This window comes from Acinetobacter sp. TAC-1 (genome assembly GCF_029025845.1).
Classification (GTDB): Bacteria; Pseudomonadota; Gammaproteobacteria; order Pseudomonadales; family Moraxellaceae; genus Acinetobacter; species Acinetobacter guillouiae.
In genome coordinates this window covers 40,322-65,651 of sequence record NZ_CP118893.1, presented here as the reverse complement: position 1 = coordinate 65,651, position 25,330 = coordinate 40,322, and the positions used below count along the sequence as shown (strand labels likewise).

23 protein-coding genes and 8 pseudogenes are annotated in these 25,330 nt (G+C 43.3%); 20 read left to right on the top strand and 11 right to left on the bottom strand.

Translation table 11 applies throughout. The features are described from left to right. Nucleotides 1-402 precede the first annotated feature (402 nt). The 4 genes from PYV58_RS22655 (at nt 403) to PYV58_RS22640 (ending at nt 3,439) form a co-directional block, all read left to right on the top strand. Entirely contained in the window at nt 403-1,041 is a 639-nt protein-coding gene (locus tag PYV58_RS22655) for an AAA family ATPase (RefSeq protein WP_000585007.1), read from the top strand. A gap of 2 nt (nt 1,042-1,043) precedes the next feature. Then, entirely contained in the window at nt 1,044-1,331 is a 288-nt protein-coding gene (locus PYV58_RS22650; protein WP_000908082.1) for a hypothetical protein, read from the top strand. A 543-nt stretch (nt 1,332-1,874) separates the two neighbouring features. After that, nucleotides 1,875-2,579: an IS6-like element IS1008 family transposase gene (locus PYV58_RS22645; RefSeq protein ID WP_001067790.1), complete on the top strand. Its 705-nt coding sequence runs from the start codon at nt 1,875-1,877 to the stop codon at nt 2,577-2,579. Between the two features lie 158 nt (nt 2,580-2,737). Next, the gene (locus PYV58_RS22640) at nt 2,738-3,439 is read left to right on the top strand and encodes a VIT family protein (RefSeq protein WP_004761016.1); all 702 of its coding nucleotides are present in this window, start codon (nt 2,738-2,740) and stop codon (nt 3,437-3,439) included. Between the two features lie 154 nt (nt 3,440-3,593). Here PYV58_RS22640 and PYV58_RS22635 read toward each other — a convergent pair whose 3' ends face one another. Both PYV58_RS22635 and PYV58_RS22630 read right to left on the bottom strand, forming a co-directional pair. Further along, nucleotides 3,594-4,106 (bottom strand): cytochrome b/b6 domain-containing protein, encoded by a 513-nt coding sequence (locus PYV58_RS22635; protein ID WP_004761014.1) that lies wholly within the window; start codon nt 4,104-4,106, stop codon nt 3,594-3,596. 67 nt (nt 4,107-4,173) lie between these two features. After that, a pseudogene (locus PYV58_RS22630) lies at nt 4,174-5,082 on the bottom strand (IS3 family transposase); the annotation flags it as partial. A gap of 4 nt (nt 5,083-5,086) precedes the next feature. Between PYV58_RS22630 and PYV58_RS22870 the strand changes: the two are divergent. From PYV58_RS22870 to PYV58_RS22615, 4 genes and pseudogenes are all read left to right on the top strand, one after another. Then, nucleotides 5,087-5,323 (top strand): annotated as a pseudogene (locus PYV58_RS22870) (hypothetical protein); the annotation flags it as partial. 179 nt (nt 5,324-5,502) lie between these two features. After that, nucleotides 5,503-6,207: an IS6-like element IS1006 family transposase gene (locus PYV58_RS22625; RefSeq protein ID WP_001067784.1), complete on the top strand. Its 705-nt coding sequence runs from the start codon at nt 5,503-5,505 to the stop codon at nt 6,205-6,207. 254 nt (nt 6,208-6,461) lie between these two features. Continuing rightward, nucleotides 6,462-6,639 (top strand): annotated as a pseudogene (locus PYV58_RS22620) (transposase); the annotation flags it as partial. After that, nucleotides 6,629-6,817, top strand: a pseudogene (locus tag PYV58_RS22615) (IS3 family transposase); the annotation flags it as partial. The pseudogenes PYV58_RS22620 and PYV58_RS22615, both read left to right, overlap by 11 nt. A gap of 123 nt (nt 6,818-6,940) precedes the next feature. Here the strand turns inward: PYV58_RS22615 and PYV58_RS22610 are convergent. From PYV58_RS22610 to PYV58_RS22600, 3 genes are read right to left on the bottom strand one after another with little or no spacing between them, the layout of a single operon-like run. After that, nucleotides 6,941-7,447: a S16 family serine protease gene (locus PYV58_RS22610; protein ID WP_009386988.1), complete on the bottom strand. Its 507-nt coding sequence runs from the start codon at nt 7,445-7,447 to the stop codon at nt 6,941-6,943. Continuing rightward, nucleotides 7,426-7,938: a BrxA family protein gene (locus PYV58_RS22605; RefSeq protein ID WP_009387007.1), complete on the bottom strand. Its 513-nt coding sequence runs from the start codon at nt 7,936-7,938 to the stop codon at nt 7,426-7,428. The genes PYV58_RS22610 and PYV58_RS22605 overlap by 22 nt, the downstream gene beginning before the upstream one ends. 10 nt (nt 7,939-7,948) lie before the next feature. Then, nucleotides 7,949-8,815 carry a WYL domain-containing protein gene (locus PYV58_RS22600; protein ID WP_275059836.1) on the bottom strand — a complete coding sequence of 289 codons (867 nt, stop codon included), beginning with the start codon at nt 8,813-8,815 and terminating at the stop codon, nt 7,949-7,951. Nucleotides 8,816-9,023: 208 nt separating this feature from the next. On the opposite strand from PYV58_RS22600, the gene PYV58_RS22595 reads away from it, so the two are divergent. Beyond that, nucleotides 9,024-9,353 carry a DUF4236 domain-containing protein gene (locus PYV58_RS22595; protein WP_000506885.1) on the top strand — a complete coding sequence of 110 codons (330 nt, stop codon included), beginning with the start codon at nt 9,024-9,026 and terminating at the stop codon, nt 9,351-9,353. A 271-nt stretch (nt 9,354-9,624) separates the two neighbouring features. On the opposite strand, the gene PYV58_RS22590 is transcribed toward PYV58_RS22595, so the two are convergent. From PYV58_RS22590 to PYV58_RS22580, 3 genes and pseudogenes are all read right to left on the bottom strand, one after another. Further along, nucleotides 9,625-10,857, bottom strand: a complete 1,233-nt coding sequence (locus PYV58_RS22590; RefSeq protein ID WP_009513514.1) for an ATP-binding protein — start codon at nt 10,855-10,857, stop codon at nt 9,625-9,627. A gap of 552 nt (nt 10,858-11,409) precedes the next feature. Then, nucleotides 11,410-11,655 (bottom strand): annotated as a pseudogene (locus PYV58_RS22585) (HNH endonuclease signature motif containing protein); the annotation flags it as partial. A gap of 33 nt (nt 11,656-11,688) precedes the next feature. Further along, a complete protein-coding gene (locus tag PYV58_RS22580; protein ID WP_004726718.1) occupies nt 11,689-12,297 on the bottom strand; it encodes a recombinase family protein in 609 nt (202 codons plus the stop codon). 94 nt (nt 12,298-12,391) lie between these two features. Between PYV58_RS22580 and PYV58_RS22575 the strand changes: the two genes are divergently transcribed. The 3 genes and pseudogenes from PYV58_RS22575 to PYV58_RS22565 form a co-directional block, all read left to right on the top strand. Further along, on the top strand, nt 12,392-15,358 hold the full coding sequence (locus PYV58_RS22575) for a Tn3-like element ISAcsp1 family transposase (protein WP_004726714.1): 2,967 nt from the start codon (nt 12,392-12,394) through the stop codon (nt 15,356-15,358). A 22-nt stretch (nt 15,359-15,380) separates the two neighbouring features. After that, nucleotides 15,381-15,593: pseudogene (locus PYV58_RS22570) on the top strand (ATP-binding protein); the annotation flags it as partial. Between the two features lie 120 nt (nt 15,594-15,713). Beyond that, nucleotides 15,714-16,064: pseudogene (locus PYV58_RS22565) on the top strand (recombinase family protein); the annotation flags it as partial. A 240-nt stretch (nt 16,065-16,304) separates the two neighbouring features. Here the strand turns inward: PYV58_RS22565 and PYV58_RS22560 are convergent. Then, nucleotides 16,305-17,384, bottom strand: coding sequence for an AraC family transcriptional regulator (locus PYV58_RS22560; protein ID WP_004658508.1), 1,080 nt, complete (start codon nt 17,382-17,384; stop codon nt 16,305-16,307). Nucleotides 17,385-17,600: 216 nt separating this feature from the next. Between PYV58_RS22560 and PYV58_RS22555 the strand changes: the two genes are divergently transcribed. From PYV58_RS22555 to PYV58_RS22545, 3 genes are all read left to right on the top strand, one after another. Beyond that, nucleotides 17,601-17,921, top strand: a complete 321-nt coding sequence (locus PYV58_RS22555) for a 2Fe-2S iron-sulfur cluster-binding protein (protein WP_004658513.1) — start codon at nt 17,601-17,603, stop codon at nt 17,919-17,921. 49 nt (nt 17,922-17,970) lie between these two features. Further along, on the top strand, nt 17,971-19,362 hold the full coding sequence (locus PYV58_RS22550; protein ID WP_004658516.1) for a cytochrome P450: 1,392 nt from the start codon (nt 17,971-17,973) through the stop codon (nt 19,360-19,362). Between the two features lie 86 nt (nt 19,363-19,448). Next, nucleotides 19,449-20,663, top strand: coding sequence for an FAD-dependent oxidoreductase (locus tag PYV58_RS22545; RefSeq protein WP_001193555.1), 1,215 nt, complete (start codon nt 19,449-19,451; stop codon nt 20,661-20,663). A gap of 38 nt (nt 20,664-20,701) precedes the next feature. Here the strand turns inward: PYV58_RS22545 and PYV58_RS22540 are convergent, their stop codons facing one another. Further along, nucleotides 20,702-20,932 (bottom strand): IS5 family transposase, encoded by a 231-nt coding sequence (locus PYV58_RS22540; RefSeq protein ID WP_004656998.1) that lies wholly within the window; start codon nt 20,930-20,932, stop codon nt 20,702-20,704. A gap of 656 nt (nt 20,933-21,588) precedes the next feature. Here PYV58_RS22540 and PYV58_RS22535 point away from each other — a divergent pair. The 5 genes from PYV58_RS22535 (at nt 21,589) to PYV58_RS22515 (ending at nt 25,078) form a co-directional block, all read left to right on the top strand. After that, complete coding sequence (locus PYV58_RS22535; protein ID WP_000149466.1) at nt 21,589-22,458, top strand: metal-dependent hydrolase; 870 nt, start codon at nt 21,589-21,591, stop codon at nt 22,456-22,458. 83 nt (nt 22,459-22,541) lie between these two features. Beyond that, the gene (locus PYV58_RS22530) at nt 22,542-23,168 is read left to right on the top strand and encodes a TetR/AcrR family transcriptional regulator (protein WP_000952904.1); all 627 of its coding nucleotides are present in this window, start codon (nt 22,542-22,544) and stop codon (nt 23,166-23,168) included. After that, nucleotides 23,165-24,136 (top strand): BtrH N-terminal domain-containing protein, encoded by a 972-nt coding sequence (locus PYV58_RS22525; protein ID WP_000186299.1) that lies wholly within the window; start codon nt 23,165-23,167, stop codon nt 24,134-24,136. The genes PYV58_RS22530 and PYV58_RS22525 overlap by 4 nt, the downstream gene beginning before the upstream one ends. 56 nt (nt 24,137-24,192) lie before the next feature. Continuing rightward, entirely contained in the window at nt 24,193-24,657 is a 465-nt protein-coding gene (locus PYV58_RS22520) for a PaaI family thioesterase (protein ID WP_000378064.1), read from the top strand. Between the two features lies 1 nt (nt 24,658). Then, the gene (locus tag PYV58_RS22515; RefSeq protein WP_000029507.1) at nt 24,659-25,078 is read left to right on the top strand and encodes a PaaI family thioesterase; all 420 of its coding nucleotides are present in this window, start codon (nt 24,659-24,661) and stop codon (nt 25,076-25,078) included. A 91-nt stretch (nt 25,079-25,169) separates the two neighbouring features. On the opposite strand, the pseudogene PYV58_RS22510 reads toward PYV58_RS22515, so the two are convergent. Next, nucleotides 25,170-25,310, bottom strand: a pseudogene (locus PYV58_RS22510) (helix-turn-helix domain-containing protein); the annotation flags it as partial. Nucleotides 25,311-25,330: the final 20 nt, after the last annotated feature.

Sequence of the window (25,330 nt, the reverse complement as noted above, 5' to 3'; positions counted from 1 at the left end):
AGGGAGATATATTAAGGAAAATGTTATAAATAGATATATTGACAATACTACTTAACGTCCACAAATGAAAGTATTTTTAATAAAAGAATTTGTCAACTTATGCACAGAATTTGTCAACTTAGAAACAGGAAAAAGTCAACTTATTGGTAGGAATATGTCAACTCAGAAACAGGAAAAAGTCAACTTATTGGTAGGAATTTGTCAACATATACTTCCTGTATCCCTTTGCTAGTCAAGCTTTGAGCAGAGATATAAATAATAAATTTAAATAAATATATATAAATTCAAAAAGACCATTCTTTTGTGGATAACTTTTTTTTAATTTTTTTTTCATGATAGTTGATTACTTCATAAATCACCGTTAAATTATACACAAACAAACTTACGTAACTTACATAAATTATGATTATCTTAGTTGGTGGTGAAAAAGGCGGTGCTGGTAAAAGCTGTTTAGCTCAAAATCTTGCAGTTTACTTACAACAAAGTCAAAGAGACGTCCTCTTATTAGATGCTGACCCTCAAGGAACAACAACAGATTGGGTCAAAGAAAGAGATGAAAACGATGAATTAAATAATATTCCATCAGTACAAGCATCAGGGAATATACGTTCAGTTTTAAAAGATTTAGATAAAAGATACCAAGATATTATCATTGATGCAGGTGGACAGGATTCTGAAGCATTACGTTCAGCAATGACTATAGCTACACATATGTTATTGCCGTTTAGACCCAAACGAAGAGATCTAAAAACTTTAGATCATATGGAACAAGTTTTAAAATTAGCAAAGACAGTAAATCCAAATCTGAAAGCTAGAGCAATTATTACTCAGTGTCCAACTCTTCCTTCTCAAGTTCAAAGAATTTTAGATGCAAAAGAGGCATGCAAATCATTTGGTATTGATGCATTGAATTCAATCACAACAAATCGAAATGTTTATGATGATGCAGATGAAAATGGGCTTTCGGTTTTTGAAGTAAATAGTGATCCTAAAGCGAAAGCTGAAATTGAAAGTATTGCAAGAGAGTTTTTAGGAGTATAACTATGGCTGGTTTAACTGGGCTAAACAAAAAACCTGAACCTACTGAACAAGATAAAATGTTAGATGCATTTATATCTGGTGCAGAAAAGAGGGTAAAGGCTTTAGAATCAAGTGAAAAAAAATTTATTCGTTACACTTTTTCTCTCAATGAAGATATTAGTAAACTAATTGATGAGCTGGTTGTAAAAGGGCAAAATGCAAGAATAAATCGTTCAAGTATTGTTCGAGCAGCTATAGAAAATTTATCGACATATAGTGCAGATGAATTAAAAGAAATATTAAATAAATAAATAAATTAAAAATATCCCACTTTTTTAAGGGGGATATTTTTTATCCAAGTTAAATTTACTGTAAGTCCCCGGTGAACCCTATAGATATTTTTAAATTCAGCTCAGGCTCTAGCAGTGTGGTGGTAATTTATCTATTTGAGTTATTTTATATGAAGGCGTCCTTTTCTGCACAGACACGGATCTAGGCTATTCAGCTTGGCTGACTGAATTGATGTCATGATGTTTGATGCACATTGTCAAATTCTTTATCAAGCGAAACTCTGAATCAATGCTTGTAATTGTTTCACTATGATGAGTTTGAGTCCAGTGAAATGTTGCTTGTTTCAACCGTAGAGCTTTGAATACCCAGTCCATCATGTATCAACACTTTCATACAATGACCACGCTTATTCCAAAACAAGATAACCTCAATGTTGCGATTTGACATGGTCAAAGGCTTTTAGGACATGAGAAAGAGCAGTATAAGTAACTGCTCGCATAGGCACTGTTGCAAATAGGCTGACATGATAAGCTAAATATCTTATTTATTTCGAGATACAGCAGATGAATCCCTTCCATGGTCGGCACTTTCAAGGTGAAATCATTCTTTGGGCTGTTCGTTGGTATTGTAAATATGGCATCAGCTATCGTGAACTTCAAGAAATGCTCGCTGAACGAGGTGTGAATGTTGACCACACCACAATTTATCGTTGGGTTCAGCGTTATGCTCCAGAAATGGAAAAACGCTTACGCTGGTATTGGCGTAATCCTACAGATTTACATTCATGGCATATGGATGAGACTTATATCAAAGTGAAGGGGCGATGGACTTACCTGTATCGTGCAGTTGATCAACGGGGTCATACGATTGACTTTTACCTTTCCGCTAGACGGAACAGTAAATCAGCCTATTGTTTTTTAGGAAAGATCTTCAATACGGTGAAAAAATGGCAAATTCCACGGGTCATCAATACAGATAAAGCAGCGACCTATGGCCATGCTTTATCACGGTTAAAGCGAGAAGGAAAATGTCCAGTAGATATTGAGCACAGGCAGATTAAGTATAAAAATAATGTCATTGAATGTGATCATGGTAAGTTAAAGCGGATCATCAGGGCCACATTAGGATTCAAATCTATGAAGACGGCTTATGCCACAATTAAAGGTATTGAAGTCATGCGTGCACTACGTAAAGGACAAGCATCGTCATTTTATTATGGTCAGCCTCAAGGTGAAGTGTGTCTAATCAACAGGGTTTTCGGTCTCTAAGCACTTTTAAAAAGGAACTTCATCGACTCAAATCTCTATTTGCAACAGTGCCAAATTTTTTTGCCTTTTAATCACGGTTTTTGAAATTAGCCAATAATAATCTCTACAGATGAAATAAATTTATTATAATCATCCTGATAACAAAAAGGATATACCTTGTGCGCCATTCTTATCATATTGAAAAACATTACATCGAACGTGCGGGATGGTTGCGTGCAGCTGTGCTGGGGGCAAATGACGGGATTATTTCAGTCACAAGTCTCGTGGTGGGAATCGCAGCCAGTGGAGCATCTACCCATACTGTACTGGTGACCTGTATCGCCGGATTAATATCTGGAGCTGCATCGATGGCTGCAGGTGAATACATTTCCGTTAAATCGCAACAAGACATTGAAAAGAATGATCTGCAGATGGAAGAACGTGAACTGCAACGCCATCCTGAACATGAATTAAATGAGCTAAAAAATATTTACATACAGCGTGGATTACAACCCGCTTTAGCGCAAGAAGTCGCGCAACAACTGACTGCACACAATGCTTTAGATGCACATGCGCGTGATGAAATTGGTATTTCAGATCATACTTCTGCCCAGCCGTTTCGTGCTGCCTTCTCTTCAGCCATTGCATTTACTGTAGGCTCATTATTTCCTTTAATTTCAATTATGCTTCTGCCTGAGCGATACTTAGAGAAAGGCGTCATGCTGATTGGGGTATTAAGTCTCGGAATTATGGGTGCCTTGGCCAGTTATGCGGGCGGCGCCAGTATTTGGAGAGGTTCGATTCGGGTAATGATTTGGGGTATTATTGCCATGTTATTCAGTGCTTGGATTGGATCATTATTTAATGTTGCGGTGGCATAAGATCCTTTTTTGTATAATCCAAATATTCCCACTCCATGAGGAGTATAGATAATAAGTCTATAGAAATACCTGACCTATCTGACATGCTTTATATCAATAAAGCATGTTGTTCTAGGTGAACAATATGCCTATTTTCTATAGTTATAGATCTAAATCATTTCATTTTTTTAAAAAGCATACTTTTTAATACATTATCTTTGAAAATAAAATGGTGGATTAATGCAGCACAAGCATGTAAACCTACGACTGTAATAAAGAAGTTACCTAAAAATTGATGCATCTGACCAATATATTTAACCTCTCTAACACTGCTCAAAAGTGGCAAATTTAAAGAGAATACTTGGAAGTTATCAGTGAAACTCGATAATGCAAGCCAGCCCGCTATTGGAACGACACATAAACTTACGTAAAGCGTAAATCTGACAATTTTAAATAATTTTATTTGATACGGATTAATGATCTCATTTTGAGGAATACTTCTTTTATAGAGAAAAACAACACTCAACCGCACGAAAAATAGAATAAATATTGAAATTCCACCTATAACATGAATCTGGCCCTGCAAACCTGTTCTTGTTGGATCTCCACTCGTCAAATATACAATTACAACTAAAACAAAGGTAATCCAGTGCATTATTATCATAGGTTTAGGATAATTATTGTTCATATTTTTTTCCTGAATTTTAAATATTGATGTGTGTTGATAAAAACGGAGGCTTTCGCTTGGGAGGATTCTAGACAGCCAACCTGTAAAAGTCCTCTGCCATTTGATTTGGTGTCTTAAAATCCAATCCTTTTTGGATTCTTTGCTGATTATAAAATAGCTCTATGTATTTTGTAATATCTGCTTTCGCTTTTTCCCTCGTTTCATAAGTACGATGGTGTATAAGTTCATTCTTTAATATGCCCCAGAAGCTTTCAATTGGTGCATTATCAAAGCAGTCTCCACGCTTACTCATTGAACCTTGAAAATCATATTTTTCAATCATATTTCGATATACATGACTGCAATATTGACTGCCTCTGTCTGAGTGAACAATTAAGCCTTGTGGCGGTTTTTGATTCCGAATAGCCATTTTAAGAGCATCACAGACCAACTGTGCTGTCATACGTTCATTTAGACTATAGCCAACAACCTGCTTTGTATAAAGATCCTTTGAAGCAGCCAGATATAGCCATCCTTCGTTTGTCCAAATGTAGGTAATGTCACTTACCCACGCGTGGTTTGGAGTGCTCACGTTAAATTTTTGCTCTAATAAGTTTTTGTAGACGGGACGGTTGTGATCACTGTTTGTTGTTCTTTTAAAGCGCTTATGGCGCTTGCAAAAGAGTTTATTGACCTTCTTTATTGTACGTACTGCATATTGGCTAATTTGAACACCTTGAGCGTGTAAATGCTTACTCAGGCGAATATAGCCATAGCTTTCATTGGTCTCCTGATGTGCTATTTTCACCATGATAGTCTGCTGATTTCTTCGAATTTGTTTTTGGCTTAAGCCACTTTTCAACCACTCATAAAATCTTGATACTGAAACTTTTAACAGCTTCGCCATCATGGTGATTGGGTATGTATCTTTATACTGTTTCATGCAGGCGTACCTCACTGACTTTCTTTGGCAAAGTACGCTACTGCTTTTTTTAAGAATTCTCTTTGACAATAGTTCTTTTCTTAAGACACTATCAATTAATAAGTTTCATGATCTAAAAGTTATTATATTACATGTATCTATTATAGTTATAGTCATCTTGTTTTTAGAAGATATTGTTGTTTTTGGTGGAACTTTAGCCAACTTATATGCTGGTATTTCTTCTAGCCTAGTCATATTAGCAATAATTTTTACTTGTAAGCTATTAGATAATGATCATCACAAAGACGATGAATAACTTAAATCGCAAGGACTCATTTATAATTACTCTTTTATTTGAGCATTTAATTGAAGTTAAGATTAGAGGGCACTGTTGCAAATAGAGATTTGAGTCGATGATGTTCCCTTTAAAAAGGGCACTGTTGCAAATAACCACGAATGGTAAGCTGAAGACTGTTTTAGCTAAAGGTGCAGCATATGAATCCTTTCCATGGTCGGCATTTTCAGGGCGAAATCATTCTTTGGGCTGTGCGCTGGTATTGTAAATATGGCATTAGCTATCGTGAACTGCAGGAAATGCTGGCCGAACGGGGTGTGAATGTTGATCACACGACTATTTACCGTTGGGTTCAACGTTATGCTCCTGAAATAGAAAAACGTTTACGCTGGTATTGGCGTAATCCTACAGATCTGAGCTCGTGGCATATTGATGAAACCTATGTAAAAGTGAATGGACGATGGTCTTATCTGTATCGTGCAGTCGATCAACGTGGCGATACCATTGATTTTTATCTTTCTTCTAGACGTAATACCAAATCAGCATATTGTTTTCTTGGAAAAATTTTAAATAATGTGAAGAAGTGGCAAATTCCACAAGTGATCAACACGGATAAAGCACCCACATATGGACGTGCTTTATCACGGTTAAAACGGGAAGGTAAATGTCCACCAGACCTTGAGCACAGGCAGATTAAGTATAAAAATAACGTGATTGAATGTGATCATGGCAAGCTAAAGCGGATCATCAGGGCCACATTAGGATTCAAATCTATGAAGACGGCTTATGCCACAATTAAAGGTATTGAAGTCATGCGTGCACTACGTAAAGGACAAGCATCGTCATTTTATTATGGTCAGCCTCAGGGTGAAGTGTGTCTAATCAACAGGGTTTTCGGTCTCTAAGTACTTTTTAAAGGGAACATCATCGACTCAAATCTCTATTTGCAACAGTGCCACTTCACAGTAGGTCTTGAATACAACTTCTAAGTTCGACATTGAAATACAAGCTGAATTTTAGCCAATTTCACTAGAACTGACTTGAAAAATAATGAGATAAAACCTAGCCTGAGTATATTCGGTTGGGTTTTTCTTATGTGTATTTTTTAGCGAATTGCAAAGAAATTAAATTGGTCAGATCATCGTTATCTTATTGTTATCATATGGACTGGTATTTATATAAAATCAGGCATTTAGTTGAAAATATGTTTTGTAGATTAAAACAATTTAGAGGGATAGCTACTCGATATGACAAGCTCAAAAGAAATTATCAAAGTGCTGTTGCCTTAGCCTGTATATTTTTATGGCTACCTTTATAGGTTTAATTATGAACAGTAAATGTCAACAGACCCTAATTGAATCTGAAAAAGATTATCCTTCTACTTGGGCAGCAATCACAGCTATTGATCCTAAAATCGGTTGTACTCCTGAAACATTGCGTGTTTGGTATCAAAAATATTTAGATCAACAAAATCCTGTCAAAATACAACAGATATCTGATCAAGAAAAAATGAAGGGTAATCCCCCCTAAAATACTAGCTCTTTAAAAGAGGCAGTATTATGCTTTTACAACATGGTGTTTAACTTGAGAAACTGAATTTAAAACAATCTACTGTAACTCTTCCAGACAGATATGAAATTAATCCACCCCTAGCCCCTTAAACACAGCATCTACCGGATCTGCATAAAAGCTGGTCTGGAACTTGGTAAACAGTTCCACAGGAATCGTTGGGATATCTGCCGCACTACTCATTGGCAAAGCAACCTTCTTGGCACCCGCATCAAAAGCAACTTGCAGACATTCGGCAATACTTTCCACCGGTGTCACTGAACCACCCAAGCTCATATCACCCAGTACCACCATCTGACTTTGAACCGATCGTCCTAAGAGGCCAGAAGCGAAAGCCACTAAACTTGGCAGAGCAAGATGGCTGAGCGGGCCGGTATTCTGTAATTCCACCACATGTAAATGGAAATCATGTTCCAGCACCTTACTCCCCCCCGAGATCCGGGATGCATTGGCCTTGAAGTAATCAAAAGCAATCTTGACCTGCTCTTTGGCACTACTTGAATTCCATAAGCCAGATGTCGCCAATTTTCCTGAACCTTTAGTGACTTGAAGTTCTAAGCGGTATAAGCCTGGCATGCCCTTATTACTGAGGCCAATGGTATACAGGAAGCCTGGTTTAGCAGGACCTTCGGGAATAAGTCCACCTCCACCCTGCTCTTTGACTGAGACAAAATGTTCTTCTCCAGAAAATCTGACCAGATATAACTGTCCAGGTATTGAGCCTGAGAGATATAGGCCTCTCTCATCACCGTTTCCATAAACTCAATCAGTAAAAGGTTCCGTTCTAAAGCCCCACAAAAAGCCACCTGGGTCGCCAGCTCATCATCGCCATCACGCAAAGCTTTCCAGAAATCAGGTTCTAAACGCTCCAGGCGCTTGCGAATAGCGGTGGCATTGCGTTGCGCCGAAGCCGCAGTTCTTTTTTGCAGAATATTGTCAATCTGAATGGCCTGATGCCATTGTTCTGGAGTCGCTTCTCGTAATAACAGATCCGCGATCAGCCGGCTTTCACGCACCATCAGGGAGCCACCAATCAGGTCACTGTCATAATGAAATTGTTCTAACATGGCCAATCTCCTATGAGGCCTGATCAAACAGGTAAGACGACAGCTTTTCGATATCTGAGCGTTGTAGTACCAAGGGATATTTCAAGGCATCATCCGCCTCAGCCAGCGTGATCGCGGCCTGATAGCGCTGCAAGGTATAGTGAGCCAGGGCTTTTTTCACCGGAATCTGTAATCTGCCATCAGGCATGCCGAAGTCTTTTTCGACCAGCGCTTTTTGAGCTTCATTCAATTTTGGATTCGGGATCAGCGTCAGTACAATTTCTTCATGCCATTGCTGATCCTGAGCAGGGTCTACTGACTCAATCGCCACCACAACAGGTGTGCGATCAATTCTGGAGAGTAAAAAGTCCTTAAACTGCTTGCTCTGATGGCAATAGGCACGGACATGCCAGCGAAAACCGGTATACACCAGGGTATGTGGGGAAATCATGCGTTCATGCCACTGCGGATTCTGCATGGAGGCATAAATAATTTTGAGACAGCTTTGTGTTCGACAGGCACGCAACACTTCCCTGATGACTTCAGGACGCACACTGCGATCAGGTAATTGAACTGCTGCAAGATTCGGTTCTGGCATCGCAATCAGGGCATGCGATTCACTGACCAAGCCCGAGAGCATATTGAGATATTCATTGATATGCGCTGTAGTCAGTACAGGCTGGAAGCTGGCTTTAGGCACATAACCCTTGACTGAGGGATCATGAATCAAGGTATCGGGGTTATACAGCGTATTATAGCGCTTGATATCCGCAGAAGCCTGTTGTCGACTCAGTCCAAACCAGCTCATCAAACGATTGGTAACCAAACGACCTTCCCAATATGCAAGGAGCTCGATCGCCCGCATCCTAAGAAGCACCTCATGCTTATCTGTCGTCATATACCAATCAGTCAATAAATAGCAGTTTTAAGATTACCCTACAGCAAATATACAGTAAAGATTTTTGACGGTATTTAAAGGTAGTATTGCAATCATCAGATAAAAAATATACTAGTATCCTGATGATAGCCGTCAAAGTACGATCTCTAGCAGATCATGGATCCTGGTATAGCGCGTGAATTGAGCTAAGTTTTAGAATGAGAGCAATATGGGTTTTAGATTTCGTAAAAGTATTAAATTATTCCCGGGTTTTAAAATTAATCTGACCCATAAAGGCATCAGCAGTGCCAGCATTGGCAAACCTGGTGCTTCTCTAAATATTGGGAAAAAAGGTACGCGAACCAGTGTCGGCATTCCAGGTACGGGACTATCTTACTCTAAACACCAACCTTACTCTAAAAAGACCCGTGTTCCACAACCGACATCGCTAGAACACACGGAATATAATCCTCAGAATTTAGAACAACCGAAGACAAAGATCTGGCCTTGGATTATTTTTGGAATATTGTGTTTTATGGTGGGTGCCGTCATTTTTTAGCAAGAACCGCATTGTATTTTAATCAAAAAAAATGCCCAGATGGATGAATGGGCAAACTAAGGAATTAATATCCTTCAGAAACTCCAGCGCAATTCTCGCTACTTTCAGTAAGCGACTCTGGCTCAATCATGAGGGTCTGACTCAATCGAATCGAGGTAAATCGATCCATCACAATTGGAGCAGAAATTATGCTTGAATACATTCTTGGATGATGCTGAAAAGTCTTTGAGTTTTAATCAATAAATAAGAGTATTCATGTCTACCCTCAACTTTACTTATTTTCAGATAGCAACCAATCGAGAGCACTCATTTTTACAATACCATTATAATTTGCTTCAGCCCCTATCGTGTCTAAGGTAAGTAAATATTTGGGATACGAATCAGAAATTTTCTGTAATGGACGTAACTCTCGGCTGAGTGTCTCCTCATTGAGCGTTTCTAATGCCACCTGATAATAAGTTAAATTCTGTAAAGTATCGACAGCAACAAAATCAATTTCATATTCATCAACCCGCCCTACATAGACCGTATAACCTCGTCTGACAAGCTCAAGATAAATCACATTTTCTAAGATATGACCTTGATCAGCATTAGCATCAGGCAACATAATCCGGCGCAATCCGACATCAACTAAATAGTATTTTTCAGAGGATTGTAATAACTCACGCCCGCGTACTTTAAATTGTGCGGCACTATAAAATAACAAACTGTCCTGTAAGCCCTGAATATAGCGTTTTACTGTTTCAAATGAGATTTTAACCCCGCTTGAAACAAAGGTATTTTTAATTTTATTGATGGAAATGGGTGAGCCTGTCACGCTTGCCAAATATCTTGCGACACGCTCGAGAGAGTTAATATCAGCAGTATTCAAACGAGGAATAACATCTTTAAACATTACACTGGCATAGACCGCTTGCAAGTAATCATAGGTTTCCTGCTGACTAGTCATGGCAAGCGTATAGGGGAAACTACTGTGCGTGTACATGGCATACAAATCACGATTGGATAATTGTTGGATGATCGGATTATTTTCAATATGCCACTGTTTAAACTCTTGGAATGACAAGGGTAAAACATGTTGCTCGATATAGCGTCCTGTGAGTAACGTCGCAAGTTCTCCACTTAGAAAGAATGCATTTGAACCTGTAATATATAAATCGATATAATCCCGAACATATAAAGAGTCGACTACTTTCTCAAAATTTGTAACATGTTGTATTTCATCTAAAAAAACATAGTTTTTTTTACTTTTATCAACTTTGGACAATACATAATCATGTAGTTTACGGTAATCGGTGAGTTCTTCAAATTCCATAAATTCGAAGTTGATGGCAATGATGTTTTCGGCTTGTACACCCTGTGCTTTTAGGTCTTGTTGAAACATCGCCAATAAGGTGGATTTTCCAGAGCGACGCACACCTGAAAGTACTTTAATGACATCACGGTCTTGCCATGTATTCAGAAATTTTAAGTAGCCATCACGTCGAATATTAGCGCTTCTCATTATTTACACTTAGAATCTAAAGTTTTAATAAATTCTATCAAATTTTAGAATGTATATGTAAATATATTTAGTTTTAAGAAAAGTTTAAAGGTTAAGTGAAACATTCAAAGCTACTGTAGAAGCATGTAAACATGCAGATCTGATCAAAATCCAAATTCTGTCTTTTTGATTATTTTCCATGTCATGTTATTTCATTGATGCTACGAGTTAACTGCTATATAAATTAAGTGAAAAGTAAATGGAACTAAGATGTTAACTAGAGTGGAACTCATTTTTGTTGTGCTGATGGTCTCAGCCTTAATCCTAATTGCTTATGAAATGCTAAAAGGTTTATTTTAGAGCATCTATACAATTTTTGATCAAAAAAAAAGCCCACAGAGGGAATCTATGGGCGAAACTAAGGACCTTGACGGTCATTCAGAAACTACAGCTAGTTTCTGGTTGTGATTCTGGACTGAATTAAAAATAACCACATTGGCTGAATGTATCAAAAGTTAAATCATGTGATTAATCATTGATACATCTGCAAAAATGAGCTCATCGCTCTGTTGATTAATACAGTAATTCACCAAACAAATCCGCTCTAATCTCTTCCAGACTCAGATCTGATTTCATTCTATTACAGATGGGATGAACCAGCAGACCATTCTCTAGAACACCTTGCCCACCTACGGCTTTGGCAATCCGATGATCCGATTCAGTAGAATCAAGATAGATCAATCCATCACAAATGAGGCAAAAGTTATGATTACCCACCAGAAAATTGTGCTTAAGCAGACTCTTGGTTAATGCCGAAAAGGGGTCGTCTCAGGAAACGGAAAATATAGCACGCTAAGGATTTTCACTCCGACTTCTTTTAACGATATCCAACACGGTATTTTTGCTTAGATTGACCAGCCGACCGACTTGTCGATAAGAGTGTCCAGCAGACACCAACTCCAACACTTTAGGTGCCAGACGATCTGACTTGGTACGTTGACCAGGACGACGACCAAACACAACGCCCCGCGCTTGTGCCGCTGCTACACCAGAGCGCACACGTTCACGTAGTAAATCTCCCTCAAACTCTGCTAATGCAGACATCACAGAAGCCATGAGCTTTCCCTGAGATGTGGAAAGGTCAAACTGCAAACCTGTTTGTGCCACCAGAGATACCCCGAAATGCCCAAGATCTTGTAATGACTGTACGAGATCCACGGTGCTTCTGCCCCAGCGTGTCAATTCCGTCACCAAGATGGCATCGATTTCACGAGATTGCGCCATGGTCATCAAGTATTTTCTTTGCAATCTCTCATCCTTACTGCCTGATGCAGTTTCTTTCCAAACACCGACAACATCGTAGCCGCAACGATTGGCGTAGGCACGTAGGTCATATTCCTGTCGTTCGCAGGACTGATCGTTCGTTGATACTCGGCAATAAATGGCCGCATTCTGTCCCAATTGAACCTCCTTGCGAAATTGCAGCGCAAAGCTAAGCGTGGCGGTACAAAATAATGTACCTTTAATAGTTTAGTTTATTTGGGACTAATGAGCCATGCCGCGCCATTCTATTTTGTCGTCCACGGAATTGGGAAGCCTGTTCGAAATTCCAGATGATAGAGCTTTTATGCTTCAGCATTACACTCTGAGTGATTCTGATAAATCCATAGTCCATCAACATCGAGGGGCATCCAACAAGCTAGGCTTTGCAATTCAACTTTGCTACATGCGTTACCCTGGAGTGATATTGGGTATTAACGACGAACCATTCAAACCCTTACTTTTCATGATGGCTGCTCAACTTAGTATATCAGTGGACTGCTGGAATGATTATGGTCAGCGCGAGCAAACAAGACGAGAACATATTGCCGAATTGAAAAAAGTTTTTGGGTTCAAACTATTCACCTTGAGTGACTATCGGCAATCGGTCAATATGATGGTGGATTTGTCCCTTCAGACAGATAAAGGTCTTATTTTAGCCACAACTCTCGTTGAAAATTTACGACAAAAATCAGTCCTTTTGCCAGCTATAAATGCAATTGATAGTATTTGCGCAGAAGCAATCACATCTGCCAACCGCATAATTTATACTGCTTTGACGAGCTCACTTTCAGAAACTCATCGTCAAAATATAGATGCTTTGCTGAACCGTAAAGAGGGCAGCAAACTGACAATATTGGGGTGGCTTAGACAGTCACCAGCTAAACCAAACTCAAAGTACATGCTTGAGCACATTGAGCGGCTGAAGTGCTTACAAGCCATCGATCTACCTGAAGACATTGGAAAACACGTTCATCAAAATCGCTTACTGAAAATTGCTCGCGAAGGTGGGCAAATGACTCCTGCTGATTTGGCCAGATTTGAATCTCAACGTCGATATGCCACTTTGGTAGCAATCGTTGTGGAGAGTATGGCCACGATCACCGACGAAATTATTGACCTGCATGATCGCATTATTGGAAAGCTATTTGCTATCGCAAAAAATAAACACCAGCAACAATTTCAATCATCAGGTAAAGCGATCAACGACAAAGTGCGTTTGTATGGGCTTATCGGGAAAGCCTTGCTAGATGCCAAGCAAAATGGCAGTGATCCGTTTGCCGCCATCGAAACTGTTATTTCATGGGATGCTTTTGCAGCAAGTATTACTGAGGCAGAAAAACTGGCGCAACCCGAAGACTTTGATTTTTTACCACGAATTGGCGAGAGCTATGCAACTTTACGCCGTTACGCGCCAGAACTTCTTGCCATACTTAAATTGCGTGCTGCCCCAGCAGCAAAAGATATGCTTGCCGCTGTAGAGTTGCTCCGCAGCATGAATGTTGATAATACACGAAAAATCCCCTCTAATGCTCCAATAGCGTTTATCAAAAAACGGTGGGCAAGACTAGTCTTTACCGATGATGGTATTGATCGCCGCTATTACGAAATATGTGTGTTATCTGAACTTAAAAACTCGCTACGGGCTGGGGATCTCTGGGTACAAGGCTCTCGCCAATTCAAAGACTTCGATGAGTATTTAGTGACTGCTGATAAATTTAATCAGCTAAAACAGTCCAATGAGTTACCTCTAACCATTACTACTGATTGTGATCTATATTTGCAAAGTCGCCTTTCACTATTGGAGCAGAAATTAGCAATCATTAATCGCATGGCAGCGACCAACGATTTGCCTGATGCGATGATCAATCAATCTGGTCTAAAAATAACACCTCTCGATGCCGTGGCTCCTGATACAGCCCAAACTTTAATTGACCAAACAGCAATGCTGTTACCACATATCAAGATCACCGAATTATTAATGGAGGTCGATGAATGGACAGGCTTTACTCGACACTTCACTCATTTGAAAACGGATGACACTGCGAAGGATAAAGCGTTATTGCTCACGACCATACTGGCTGATGCAATTAATTTAGGGCTGACGAAAATGGCCGAATCATGTCCTGGTACAACTTATGCCAAACTCTCATGGCTACAGGCTTGGCATATCCGTGATGAAACTTATTCAACGGCATTGGCCGAATTGGTGAATGCTCAATTGAAACAACCTTTCGCTGAAAACTGGGGAGATGGCACTACCTCCTCATCAGATGGCCAACGCTTCCGCGCAGGTGGCAGAGCTGAAAGTACAGGACATATCAATCCAAAATATGGCGCAGAGCCTGGAAGGTTATTTTATACACACATTTCTGATCAATACGCACCATTTAGCAGTAAGCTGATCAATGTGGGCGTTCGTGATTCAACCTATGTTCTTGATGGGCTGCTGTATCACGAGTCTGATTTACGCATCGAGGAACACTACACCGATACGGCTGGATTCACCGACCATGTTTTTGCACTCATGCACATGCTAGGGTTTCGATTTGCACCACGAATTCGTGATCTGGGCGATACGAAACTCTATATTCCAAAGTCAGACATAGACTATGCCGCACTTAAACCCATGATTGGCGGCACACTGAATATCAAACAGATTCGTACTCATTGGGACGATATTTTGCGTCTGGCCGCATCAATCAAGCAAGGGACTGTCACAGCGTCGCTAATGCTACGTAAACTCGGTAGTTATCCACGACAGAATGGTTTGGCATTGGCATTACGAGAGCTGGGGCGTATTGAGCGCACACTGTTTATCTTGGATTGGTTGCAAAGCGTAGAACTACGCCGTCGGGTTCAAGCTGGATTAAATAAAGGTGAAGCCCGTAATGCATTAGCGCGCGCCGTTTTCTTTTATCGATTGGGTGAGATTCGAGATCGAAGCTTTGAGCAACAGCGTTATCGAGCCAGTGGCTTGAATCTAGTGACCGCCGCCATTGTATTGTGGAACACGGTTTATTTAGAGAGAGCGACTAACGCCCTACGAGGGCATGGTCGCACAGTCGATGATACCTTGCTGCAATATCTGTCACCGCTGGGGTGGGAGCACATCAATTTAACTGGGGATTATCTATGGCGAAGCAAAGCCAAGATAGGTGGTGGAAAATTTAGGCCATTGCGCGCAATTGAAAAACCTTAGCGTGCTATATTTTCCGTTTCCTGAGACGACCCCTATCATTACGACGAACTTGAGCTTCTCGGAATGGAGCAATGTATTTGGTGATGCTAAGTTGACGACTGCACTGCTGGATCGACTGACTCATCATTGCCATATCATCGAAACGGGTAATGAATCCTATCGTTTTAAGCAAAGCACGGAGGAAGCCAAGCAGCGTATAAAGAAACGAGAAGCAGAGAAAGGAGAGTTATTTTAACCGTCGATCAGTGAAGAAAAAGCAACAGCAATTGATCGATTTATCCACAGCAGTGTAGTACGCTACATTGCTTAAATGCCTGGTCAATATTCAACGAGCATCGCTGGTCAATATTAAGTGAGCGTCAACAATCTTGGGCATTTCGGGGTATCTCTGGTGGCACAAACAGGTTTGCAGTTTGACCTTTCCACATCTCAGGGAAAGCTCATGGCTTCTGTGATGTCTGCATTAGCAGAGTTTGAGGGAGATTTACTACGTGAACGTGTGCGCTCTGGTGTAGCAGCGGCACAAGCGCGGGGCGTTGTGTTTGGTCGTCGTCCTGGTCAACGTACCAAGTCAGATCGTCTGGCACCTAAAGTGTTGGAGTTGGTGTCTGCTGGACACTCTTATCGACAAGTCGGTCGGCTGGTCAATCTAAGCAAAAATACCGTGTTGGATATCGTTAAAAGAAGTCGGAGTGAAAATCCTTAGCGTGCTATATTTTCCGTTTCCTGAGACGACCCCTAACTGAAGACATTGACGGTGGATGGGCTGCAATGGGAATTAAAACCTCTACAGAGTTCACAGCGGGTTGCAAGCGTTGGGTTGAGTTGAGGTTATCGGATTGGAAGTGGAGGGCTGCCATATGATTGCCATCTCTGACATAGCGTTTTAAGGTATTTTTCTAGGGCGTATTGATGTTTCAACGTATTAACAATCATACGAACAACCTCATTCTCTCAGGTCATTTTCTTCTTGCCGATGGGTGATTTTTCGCCGATAAGCACTTGGTGATACACCAAACCAGCGTTTAAACGCGCGCCGAAAATTAGCAGAGTCGTGGTAATTCAGTAAGCTGGCAATTGCCTCGACCGATATTTGAGGGTCATGTAAATAACTACTGGCTTTCTCAGATAAAATCCGATCTCGAATCAGCCGGTAACTCGTGTTCTCTTTGACCAGACGTCTGGCCAGCGTACGCTTATTCATAAACAAGGCTGCAGCCAGATCCTCTTCACTCAGTTGCCCGAGCGGATAGGACAGCATGGCTTTTTGCACTTGGTAGGTGGTGCTGTGTTGTTGGGTCTTGAGCCGGTTGAGGATCATTTCGCATTGTTGCATCGCCAGCAGATAGCTATCGTGCTGCGCGGATGCATTGGCAATCAAGCACAACTCGGTCGGCACTCGGATCGACAGTTGTGGCTGATCAAACTGATAGGTACCGGCAAGATAATCCGCGTAACAGGCATGATGATCGGGGGCGGGATGGCTAAACTGAATCACCGCCTCGGTCAGCGGTCGTCCAACAATAAATTCGGCACATTCCGAAAAAATCACCGCAACAGTTTCGGACAGTAGCCGATGTACTGCATGACTCAAGGTCTGCTCAAAGAAAATCAAGCAGGTCGTCCACTCAGCATTGGTGTGTGTTTCGAGCCTAATCAAACTCATACGGGTCGGCAAAAAAGTTTGAAACGCTTGTAACACGGCCAATAAGTTCGGGCTGCTATTGATTAAAAAGCCCATCGAGCCATGTGTTGACGGCGTGAGCCGCTGCCCTAAACGCAAGCCAAACTGATCGGATGCGGACAACTCCAAGCTATTTTGTAAGATTTGAATCTGTTGGCTGGCCGTGATCATCGTGTCGTCACGCATCAGTTGTTCAGCGGTCAGCGTGGTGAATTTTAATAGTTTAGGTAGGTCACGCGCCTGCAAGTCCAGCTCTCGGCCAATCAGACGGGTATAGCTACAGGGGATATTAGCAGATTCACTTGTACTGGCGAGACCAGTCAGCAGACTTGGATGCAACATGGCTCAAACACCTCAATAACAGACCAGTATGAAAGAACATCGACTAGAAAAATGCAATCGACGATGGGGCTACAGCGCCATAATCGTCTTTTAATGACCCTATATTGTCAACAAGAGACCTGTAAGCAGTATGGATACATGTCTATTATGAGTAAAGAGGGATGGCTATTTTCATCGGCGTCACCAGCAACCGTATACCACACAGGAGTAGTAATAATGGGTCAAATTACATTGATCGAGTATGACGGTACCGCCACCGTACTTGACATCGAAGCGGGCAAGTCGCTGATGCAACTGGCTATCGATCACGGCGTATCCGGCATTGATGGAGATTGCGGTGGCGAATGTGCTTGTGGAACCTGTCATGTGATCGTTGACGGTGCTTGGCTGGCGGCGACAGGACAGCCCAATGACGAAGAGGCGCGCATGCTAGAGATGGTACCAGAAGGTACGGCGTCGTCTCGTTTGGCGTGCCAGATTCAATTGTCCGATGCAATGGATGGCATGGTGGTGCATTTGCCTGAGTTTCAAATGTAGTGACGGCAGATTTCAACAGCTGTTAAGCATCATCATTGAGGAATGAATCATGAAAAACATGCAAGCCACACTAAACCAAATTTCAGCCCTGCTGCCGATACCCATGCATTTACAAGTGAAAGGCATGCAGGTGTTCCAAAAGGTCAAGCAACGGGTGACACAGGCGCAACCGTTCCCTGATTTTGTAGAAAAGCCAATCCCCGATGTTGCCACGCTCAAGCTCGAAGACATCGATATGAGCAATCCGTTTTTATATCGACAGCATCAATGGCAGTCATACTTTAAGCGGCTACGCGACGAGCGTCCTGTTCATTACCAAAAAAGCAGTCCATTCGGTGCATTTTGGTCGATTACCCGTTATGACGATATTGTGTTCGTGGACAAATCCCACGAGCTGTTTTCGGCGGAACCGGTGATTGTGATTGGCAAGCCGCCCGCCGGACTGGATGTGGAAATGTTTATTGCAATGGATCCGCCTAAGCACGATGTGCAGCGTCAAGCGGTACAAGGTGTGGTCGCACCGAAAAATTTAAAAGAAATGGAAGGGCTGATCCGCAGTCGGGTACAAGAGATTTTGGATGATTTGCCGCTCGATACGCCGTTTGATTGGGTGGAGCGGGTGTCCAAAGAAATCACCGCACGCATGCTGGCGACCTTGTTAGATTTTCCGTATGAACAGCGGCACAAGCTGGTGTACTGGTCTGATACGTTGGCGGGCAGCGCAGAAGCCACGGGCGGTGAGATTAGCGACAACGATGTGCTTTTTAATGCCGCCGCTGATATGGCCAAGCAGTTTGCCGCGCTGTGGCATGCCAAGGCGGCTCAGCAAGCGGCAGGTGAGCCGATGGGATTTGATTTGATTAGCTTAATGCTGAGCAATGACGATACCAAGGATTTGATTCACCGTCCGATGGAGTTTTTGGGCAATTTGGCCTTGCTGATTGTCGGTGGGAATGACACCACGCGGAACTCCATGACCGGCGGGGTATATGCGCTGAACCTGTTTCCTGAGCAGTTTGTCAAACTGAAAAACCAACCGAGCCTGATTCCAAATATGGTGTCCGAGATCATTCGCTGGCAGACCCCACTGGCGTATATGCGTCGCATCGCCAAGCAAGACATCGAGATGCACGGCCAAACCATCCGTAAGGGCGACAAGATCTTAATGTGGTATGCCTCGGGCAATCGTGACGAGCGGGTGATTGAACAGCCAGATGCGTTTTTGATTGATCGTAAAGGTGCACGCAATCATTTGTCATTTGGCTTTGGTGTGCATCGCTGTATGGGCAATCGCTTGGCCGAGATGCAGTTGCGGATTCTGTGGGAGGAGTTATTGCTTCGCTTCGACAATATTGAGGTATTGGGTGAGCCAGAGTTGGTGCAGTCTAACTTTGTGCGCGGCTATGCCAAGATGATGGTCAAACTGACTGCCAAAGCGTAGGTATCAAAATAGGCGACAGAGGCATTTTGCAACTGTCGTCGGCAACAATTGATGCTGTGCATCAACCATGAACTGAGTGAATTCATATGCAAACAATCGTCATCATTGGCGCAAGTCATGCTGCGGCGCAGTTGGCGGCAAGTCTGCGGCCAGATGGCTGGCAGGGCGAGATTGTGGTGATCGGCGATGAGCCGTATTTGCCGTATCATCGACCGCCGTTGTCCAAGACCTTTTTATGCGGTGCACAACTGGTCGATGAGTTATTGATTCGGCCAGCCGCTTTTTATCAAAAAAATCAGATCGAATTTCGGCACGGGCGGGTGGTTGCGATTGATCGGGCAGCGCGCAGCGTGACACTACAAGATGGCAGTACGCTTGCGTATGACCAGTTGGCGCTGTGTACCGGTGCACGAGTCAGGACGGTGTCGCTGGCTGGGTCTGATTTGGCAGGTGTGCATTATCTTAGAAATATCAGCGATGTACAGGCTATCCAGCCATTTGTACAACCCAACGGCAAAGCAGTGGTGATCGGTGGTGGCTATATCGGTCTTGAAACAGCCGCCGCATTGACCGAGCAGGGCATGCAGGTGGTGGTCTTGGAAGCCGCCGAGCGGATTTTGCAGCGGGTAACTGCACCGGAAGTGTCGGACTTTTATACGCGGATTCATCGCGAACAGGGTGTGACGATTCATACCGGTGTGTCGGTCACGGCGATCACGGGTGAGGGGCGGGCGCAAGCGGTGCTGTGTGCCGATGGTTCGATGTTCGATGCAGATCTGGTGATCATCGGGGTCGGGGTTGTACCGAATATCGAGTTGGCGCTGGACGCGGGCTTGCAGGTGGACAATGGTATTGTGATTGATGAGTATTGCCGTACCAGTGCGCCAGAGATTGTGGCCATCGGGGATTGTGCCAATGCGTTTAATCCGATTTATCAGCGGCGGATGCGCTTGGAGTCGGTACCAAACGCCAATGAACAGGCCAAAATTGCCTCGGCGACCTTGTGTGGCTTACAGCGGACCTCGAAGAGTTTGCCTTGGTTTTGGTCAGATCAGTATGATCTAAAGTTGCAGATTGCGGGACTCAGTCAGGGGTATGATCAGATCGTGATTCGGGGTGATGTGCAGCAAAGGCGTAGCTTTGCAGCGTTTTATTTGCAGGCGGGTCGCCTGATTGCGGCGGATTGTGTGAATCGTCCGCAGGAGTTTATGCTAAGCAAAAAGCTGATCACGGCTGGTACGGCGGTCGATCCACTGCGGTTGGCGGATGAGTCGATTGCGGTACAGGCGTTGATGGGGTAGCTTAAAACTACATCAGGCTAGATTTGCATTACGCTGATTCAGATGTTAATCAGAATGGCATCGATAGATACCTGTGAGAGCAAGTCAGGTGCAGCTTTGGCTTTGTGTAATTCACCACCCGTGATCGCAAACACGATGGGTAATCCATACCCATCTACGGCAAGATGGATCTTACTTGTCTTGCTACCTCGACTTAAGCCAATCGCCTCCTGATCGTGAGTTGCAGCACGTGCATTATGTTGATGTGCCTTGACGTAATTGCTATCCATAACCCCTACTCTATATCAGAGTCAGTAGATAAAACCCTGAGTATGCTTTGGAAAAAACCTTTTGCTGACCAGTCGTTGTATCTTTTGTAGAGATTAGGCTGCTGACCAAACTCAGTCAGGAGGTAGGTCTAGCCATGGACATTTCACCCACATTCTGTAGAGCATGGCTTCTACGGTGAGCCGTAAATTTGGTTTGTGATCAATGTCCTGTTGCTTGAGCATAGGAGAAATCTTTGCTCAATGTTGGTCGTTCAGCATAAAGCGTGGCATGGTGGACTCGGATGGGGAGAGCTTTAATTCTCTGAGTCTGCCTCCAATTTGCAATCAATATTTTCAAACGTCAACACACTCTAATGTAAAAAAACTAACATTAAAAAAACACCTCTGCCAAAAGGTCTGGTAGCTATATTCGATGTCAAAGATGATCTGGCTCACCTGCTGCGTTGTTAACTCATTCTATCAAATTTTGAGGACAGGCTTGACATTTGGTCAATCGACCAATATATATTCAAAATATGCATTTGGTCATTTGACCAATACCCGTTGAATTCTTGTGTGATATTTGCTGTGCCTGACCAAGGTGAAAAATATTGCTCAAGGTCAAATGTGATAGCAGGTTTACAGACATTCGATGCCTTTACAAGGAAACTCTCGCCATGACTCATATGATCAATATCCAGCCACGTAAGCCGCGGTTTGATTTAAGTGATGTTCCAGTTTTTTGGAACGACGGTGACCCGGTGTTAACACGCTTCTTTGATGCACTTTCTATTCACTTCCCCGATGGAGAGCGTTTTTTTATTCAGTCGGTGCGTAACTATCAGGATCTGGTCACAGATCCTAAACTGAGAGAAGATATCAAAAACTTTTTTCGCCAAGAAGCGCAACATGGCATTGTGCATGACCAGTATAATGCGGTGATGCAGTCGCAAGGCATTCATGTCGAAAAGGTCATCGCAAGATTCAAATTATTTATTCGGCTCTCCCAAAAACACCTGCCCGCCAAGTATCTGTTGGCCATGACAGCTGCCTTTGAACATATTACTGCTGTACTAGGCGAGGGTGCTATGGAGGGTGAGGGTGAGATGTTCAAGAATGCTCATCCCGCAATGCGTGCCATGTTCATGTGGCATGGGGTAGAAGAAGTCGAACACAAAACAGTAGCCTTTGATGTTTACGAAACAGCGGCAGGTGGGGGGTATTTCACCCGCGCATCTGCTTTGATTATCGGAACGCTACTGGTACATGCGGTGGTTGGCTCAGTTCTTTGGCATATGTTGAAAATTGACAAACTACAAGGTCAGCCATTGGTGCTTGCTAAGGGATTTTATCGCCTCTATGGACCACGTGGCCTGATTACCAGACTTATTCCACGCTATCTGGACTGGTTTAAGCCAGGTTTCCATCCTAGCGACACCGAAATCCCAGAAAAGGTTAATTCTTGGCTGGCTGAATATGATAAGCATCAAGACCCTATGGAAGCGTCACGAATTGTTTTTAATGTCCCCATTGCAAAAGCTGTATAGATCAGGAGAGACCGTGAAAGACTCGACTCGACTTGACCAAGTCGAGTAACCTGTCTTATTGATATAATGTTATGAGTCAAACTATGTTGAGTAGTGAATCTACGCGAGTCGAAGTTGCTGACCGCGAGAGAGTATTAGCCGCTTCTGCCAAGCTGTTTCGAGAAAAGGGTTTTGAGCGTACCAGTGTGCGAGAAATTGCCAGTGCTTGTGGTATTCTTCCAGGCAGTCTGCATTACCGCTATCGTAGTAAAGACGATATTTTGGTTGATATGATGCGGCTTGCTATTGAGAGAACTATTTACAGGATTGTTGAGGCGACTTCCGCGATTCAAGATCCACTCAAAAAAATGCAATCGGCACTGCAGACACATGTCGATATCCTTATGTCGGGTGACGATATGGTTTATGTGTTGTTGTTTGAGTGGCGCTCGGTACATGGAGTCGCACGTGAGCAGATTATTGCTGAGAGAGACAGATACGAGCGATATTGGCAGACAATTCTTGATGATCTGCAGTCTTATGGTTGTATCCGAAACGATGTGGATGCAGATCTGTTAAGACTGATTGGGCTAGGAGCAATAAACTGGGCTGCCACTTGGTATAAAGAAAATGGTAAGTACAATCTTGAACAGATCGCGGATGCGATATGGCAGATGATGACAAGAGGCATCCTTAATCCAGATTTTCACGAAGAGGCAAAAAACCTGTGACCAACTATAAGACTCCATCCCGTATCACGCACGCCATCGGGAGGCATTGTGGCAGCTCCGCAATTCGTGATTTGCTCGAGTTTAATGGGCTGAATATTTCCGAGGCCATGTGCTTTGGATTAGGCTCAGGGCTTGGCGTGACCTATTTGGAAATGGCTGACGCCCCTGTGCCATTTTTAGTGCATGTGCGGTCTTTGGGGTTTGAAGCGCGCGTATTTGAAAGTATCGGTATACCCTTTGAGTGGCAAACCTTCGAGTCACCCGAATCGGCAGCCACCGCGCTGGAGAAATGTTTGGATGCGGGTCACCCCACCCTGTTGCTGACGGATATTTTTTATTTACCTTACTTCAACAGCAGCACGCACTTTCCCGGTCACGCCATAGCCGCTTGGTCGAGAAATCCAGAGACAGGTGCGGTATTTGTCACCGATACCGAGCGTCCGAGTGTTTTGTCGGTGACGCGAGAGGCACTGACCCGCGCACGTTTTTCTACACAGCCCCCATTTATTCACTATGGCAATATGTTCACGCCCACCGCGTTTCAAGGCGAAATTACCCCCGAGATGATTACCGGTGTCATCCATGACAACGCCAAGTCATTAGCTGTGAGTGGCATATCGGCACTGGAAACATGGCTGGCCGAACTGAGTCGTTGGGGAGCCACAGGCGATTGGCACTGGACGACCCGATTTGCCTACCAAATTATTGAAAAGCGTGGCACAGGTGGCGGCGGCTTCCGCAAAATGTACGCTGAATTCCTTGATGAAGCGGTTCACTATGACGCAAGTGTACAGCAATATCGACTGCCCCTGTTAATGAGGGCTTGCGAAAAAGCATGGACGGCATTAGCCATGTGTTTGAAGTCTGCCTCGGAAAGCACAAACTTTCCATATGCCGCCATTGAAGAGGCCATTGTGGCGGTGATGCAGGCCGAACGTAATTATACAGATGCCGCCCTTGCACTTTGAGACGTGCCGCTAATTTTTTCGCAATAAAATCAGCCAGCAATGGCGGGAGTTCAAAAATGGACAGTAATAACACGGCACACCTGACCATGGCTAAGGCGTTTTTTGGTACTAATCACCCTTTATTCAATATGTTCAATATTAGTGTTGGTGCAGTGAGCGATGGTCATGCCGAGATGACGATGCCCTTCTCTGAGCAACTCTCTGACCGTAAAGGCTCACTGCATCGAGGGGCTTTGGTGACGCTGCTGGATACGACTTGCGGCTTATCTATTTTTTCGTCATTGCGGTCGTTAGAGCCGATTGCCACTATTGATTTGCGTGTCGATTTTTTGCGACGTATTCCCTCTGCGGTAGGTTTAAAGGCGATAGTGGATTGCATTGGTAGAACCGATACGGTGGCCTTTATCACGGGCCGAGCGGTTGCAGAAGACAGTGGTGAGCTACTGGCTACTGTCACTGGTTCTTTCGCAATCGGCACGATGGGACCCTCTTTTGACAGCAATGAAGCGCGAGGCGAGTGATATGAGTATAGTAAATCAGATGAGCGCGGAAACACCCCCACTAAAATTGTGTGACGAGCCTTTTGTCGATTTTCTAGGTTTTCGTGAGGAAATGCAACATGGAGAAATACAGTACTTTATGGACTTTCGTGATTCGCATATCGGCAACCCGATGATTGGCACGTTTCATGGCGGCATTCTCGCGAGTTTTGGTGAAGTGGCCGCCGCCGCCTATCTTGCCCGTCAGCGTGGTGATAATGAGCTGCCCTTATGCTCCACGATGACCTTTGATTACCTGCGGCCAGCATTTATAGGTACGTTACAGGCAGTCCCCAGTATTGTTCGTGCGGGTCGGCGCATTACGACAGTATCGGTTCAGTTACTACTTGATGGCAAGTTGGTTTGTATCGGTCGATTCCTGTTTACGGTTAGCAGCAAATAAAATTGGAGCAAGCTCAGTTCAGGATGCCGACCCTGTTTTACTCAGAAAAATTTTCAATAGATAGACAAATAATATCAAATAGCTGGAACTACTACTGATACCGATACAGCGTTGGCGCAGAAATCCCAAACTCCTTCGCCAATGCTCGCTTGGTTTTGTAGTCGCCAGATTCAAGACGTTGATGCAGCAGAGCCACTTGTTCAGGAGTCAGTGACGGCTTACGGCCCTTGTAGGGGTCGTCTCAGGAAACGG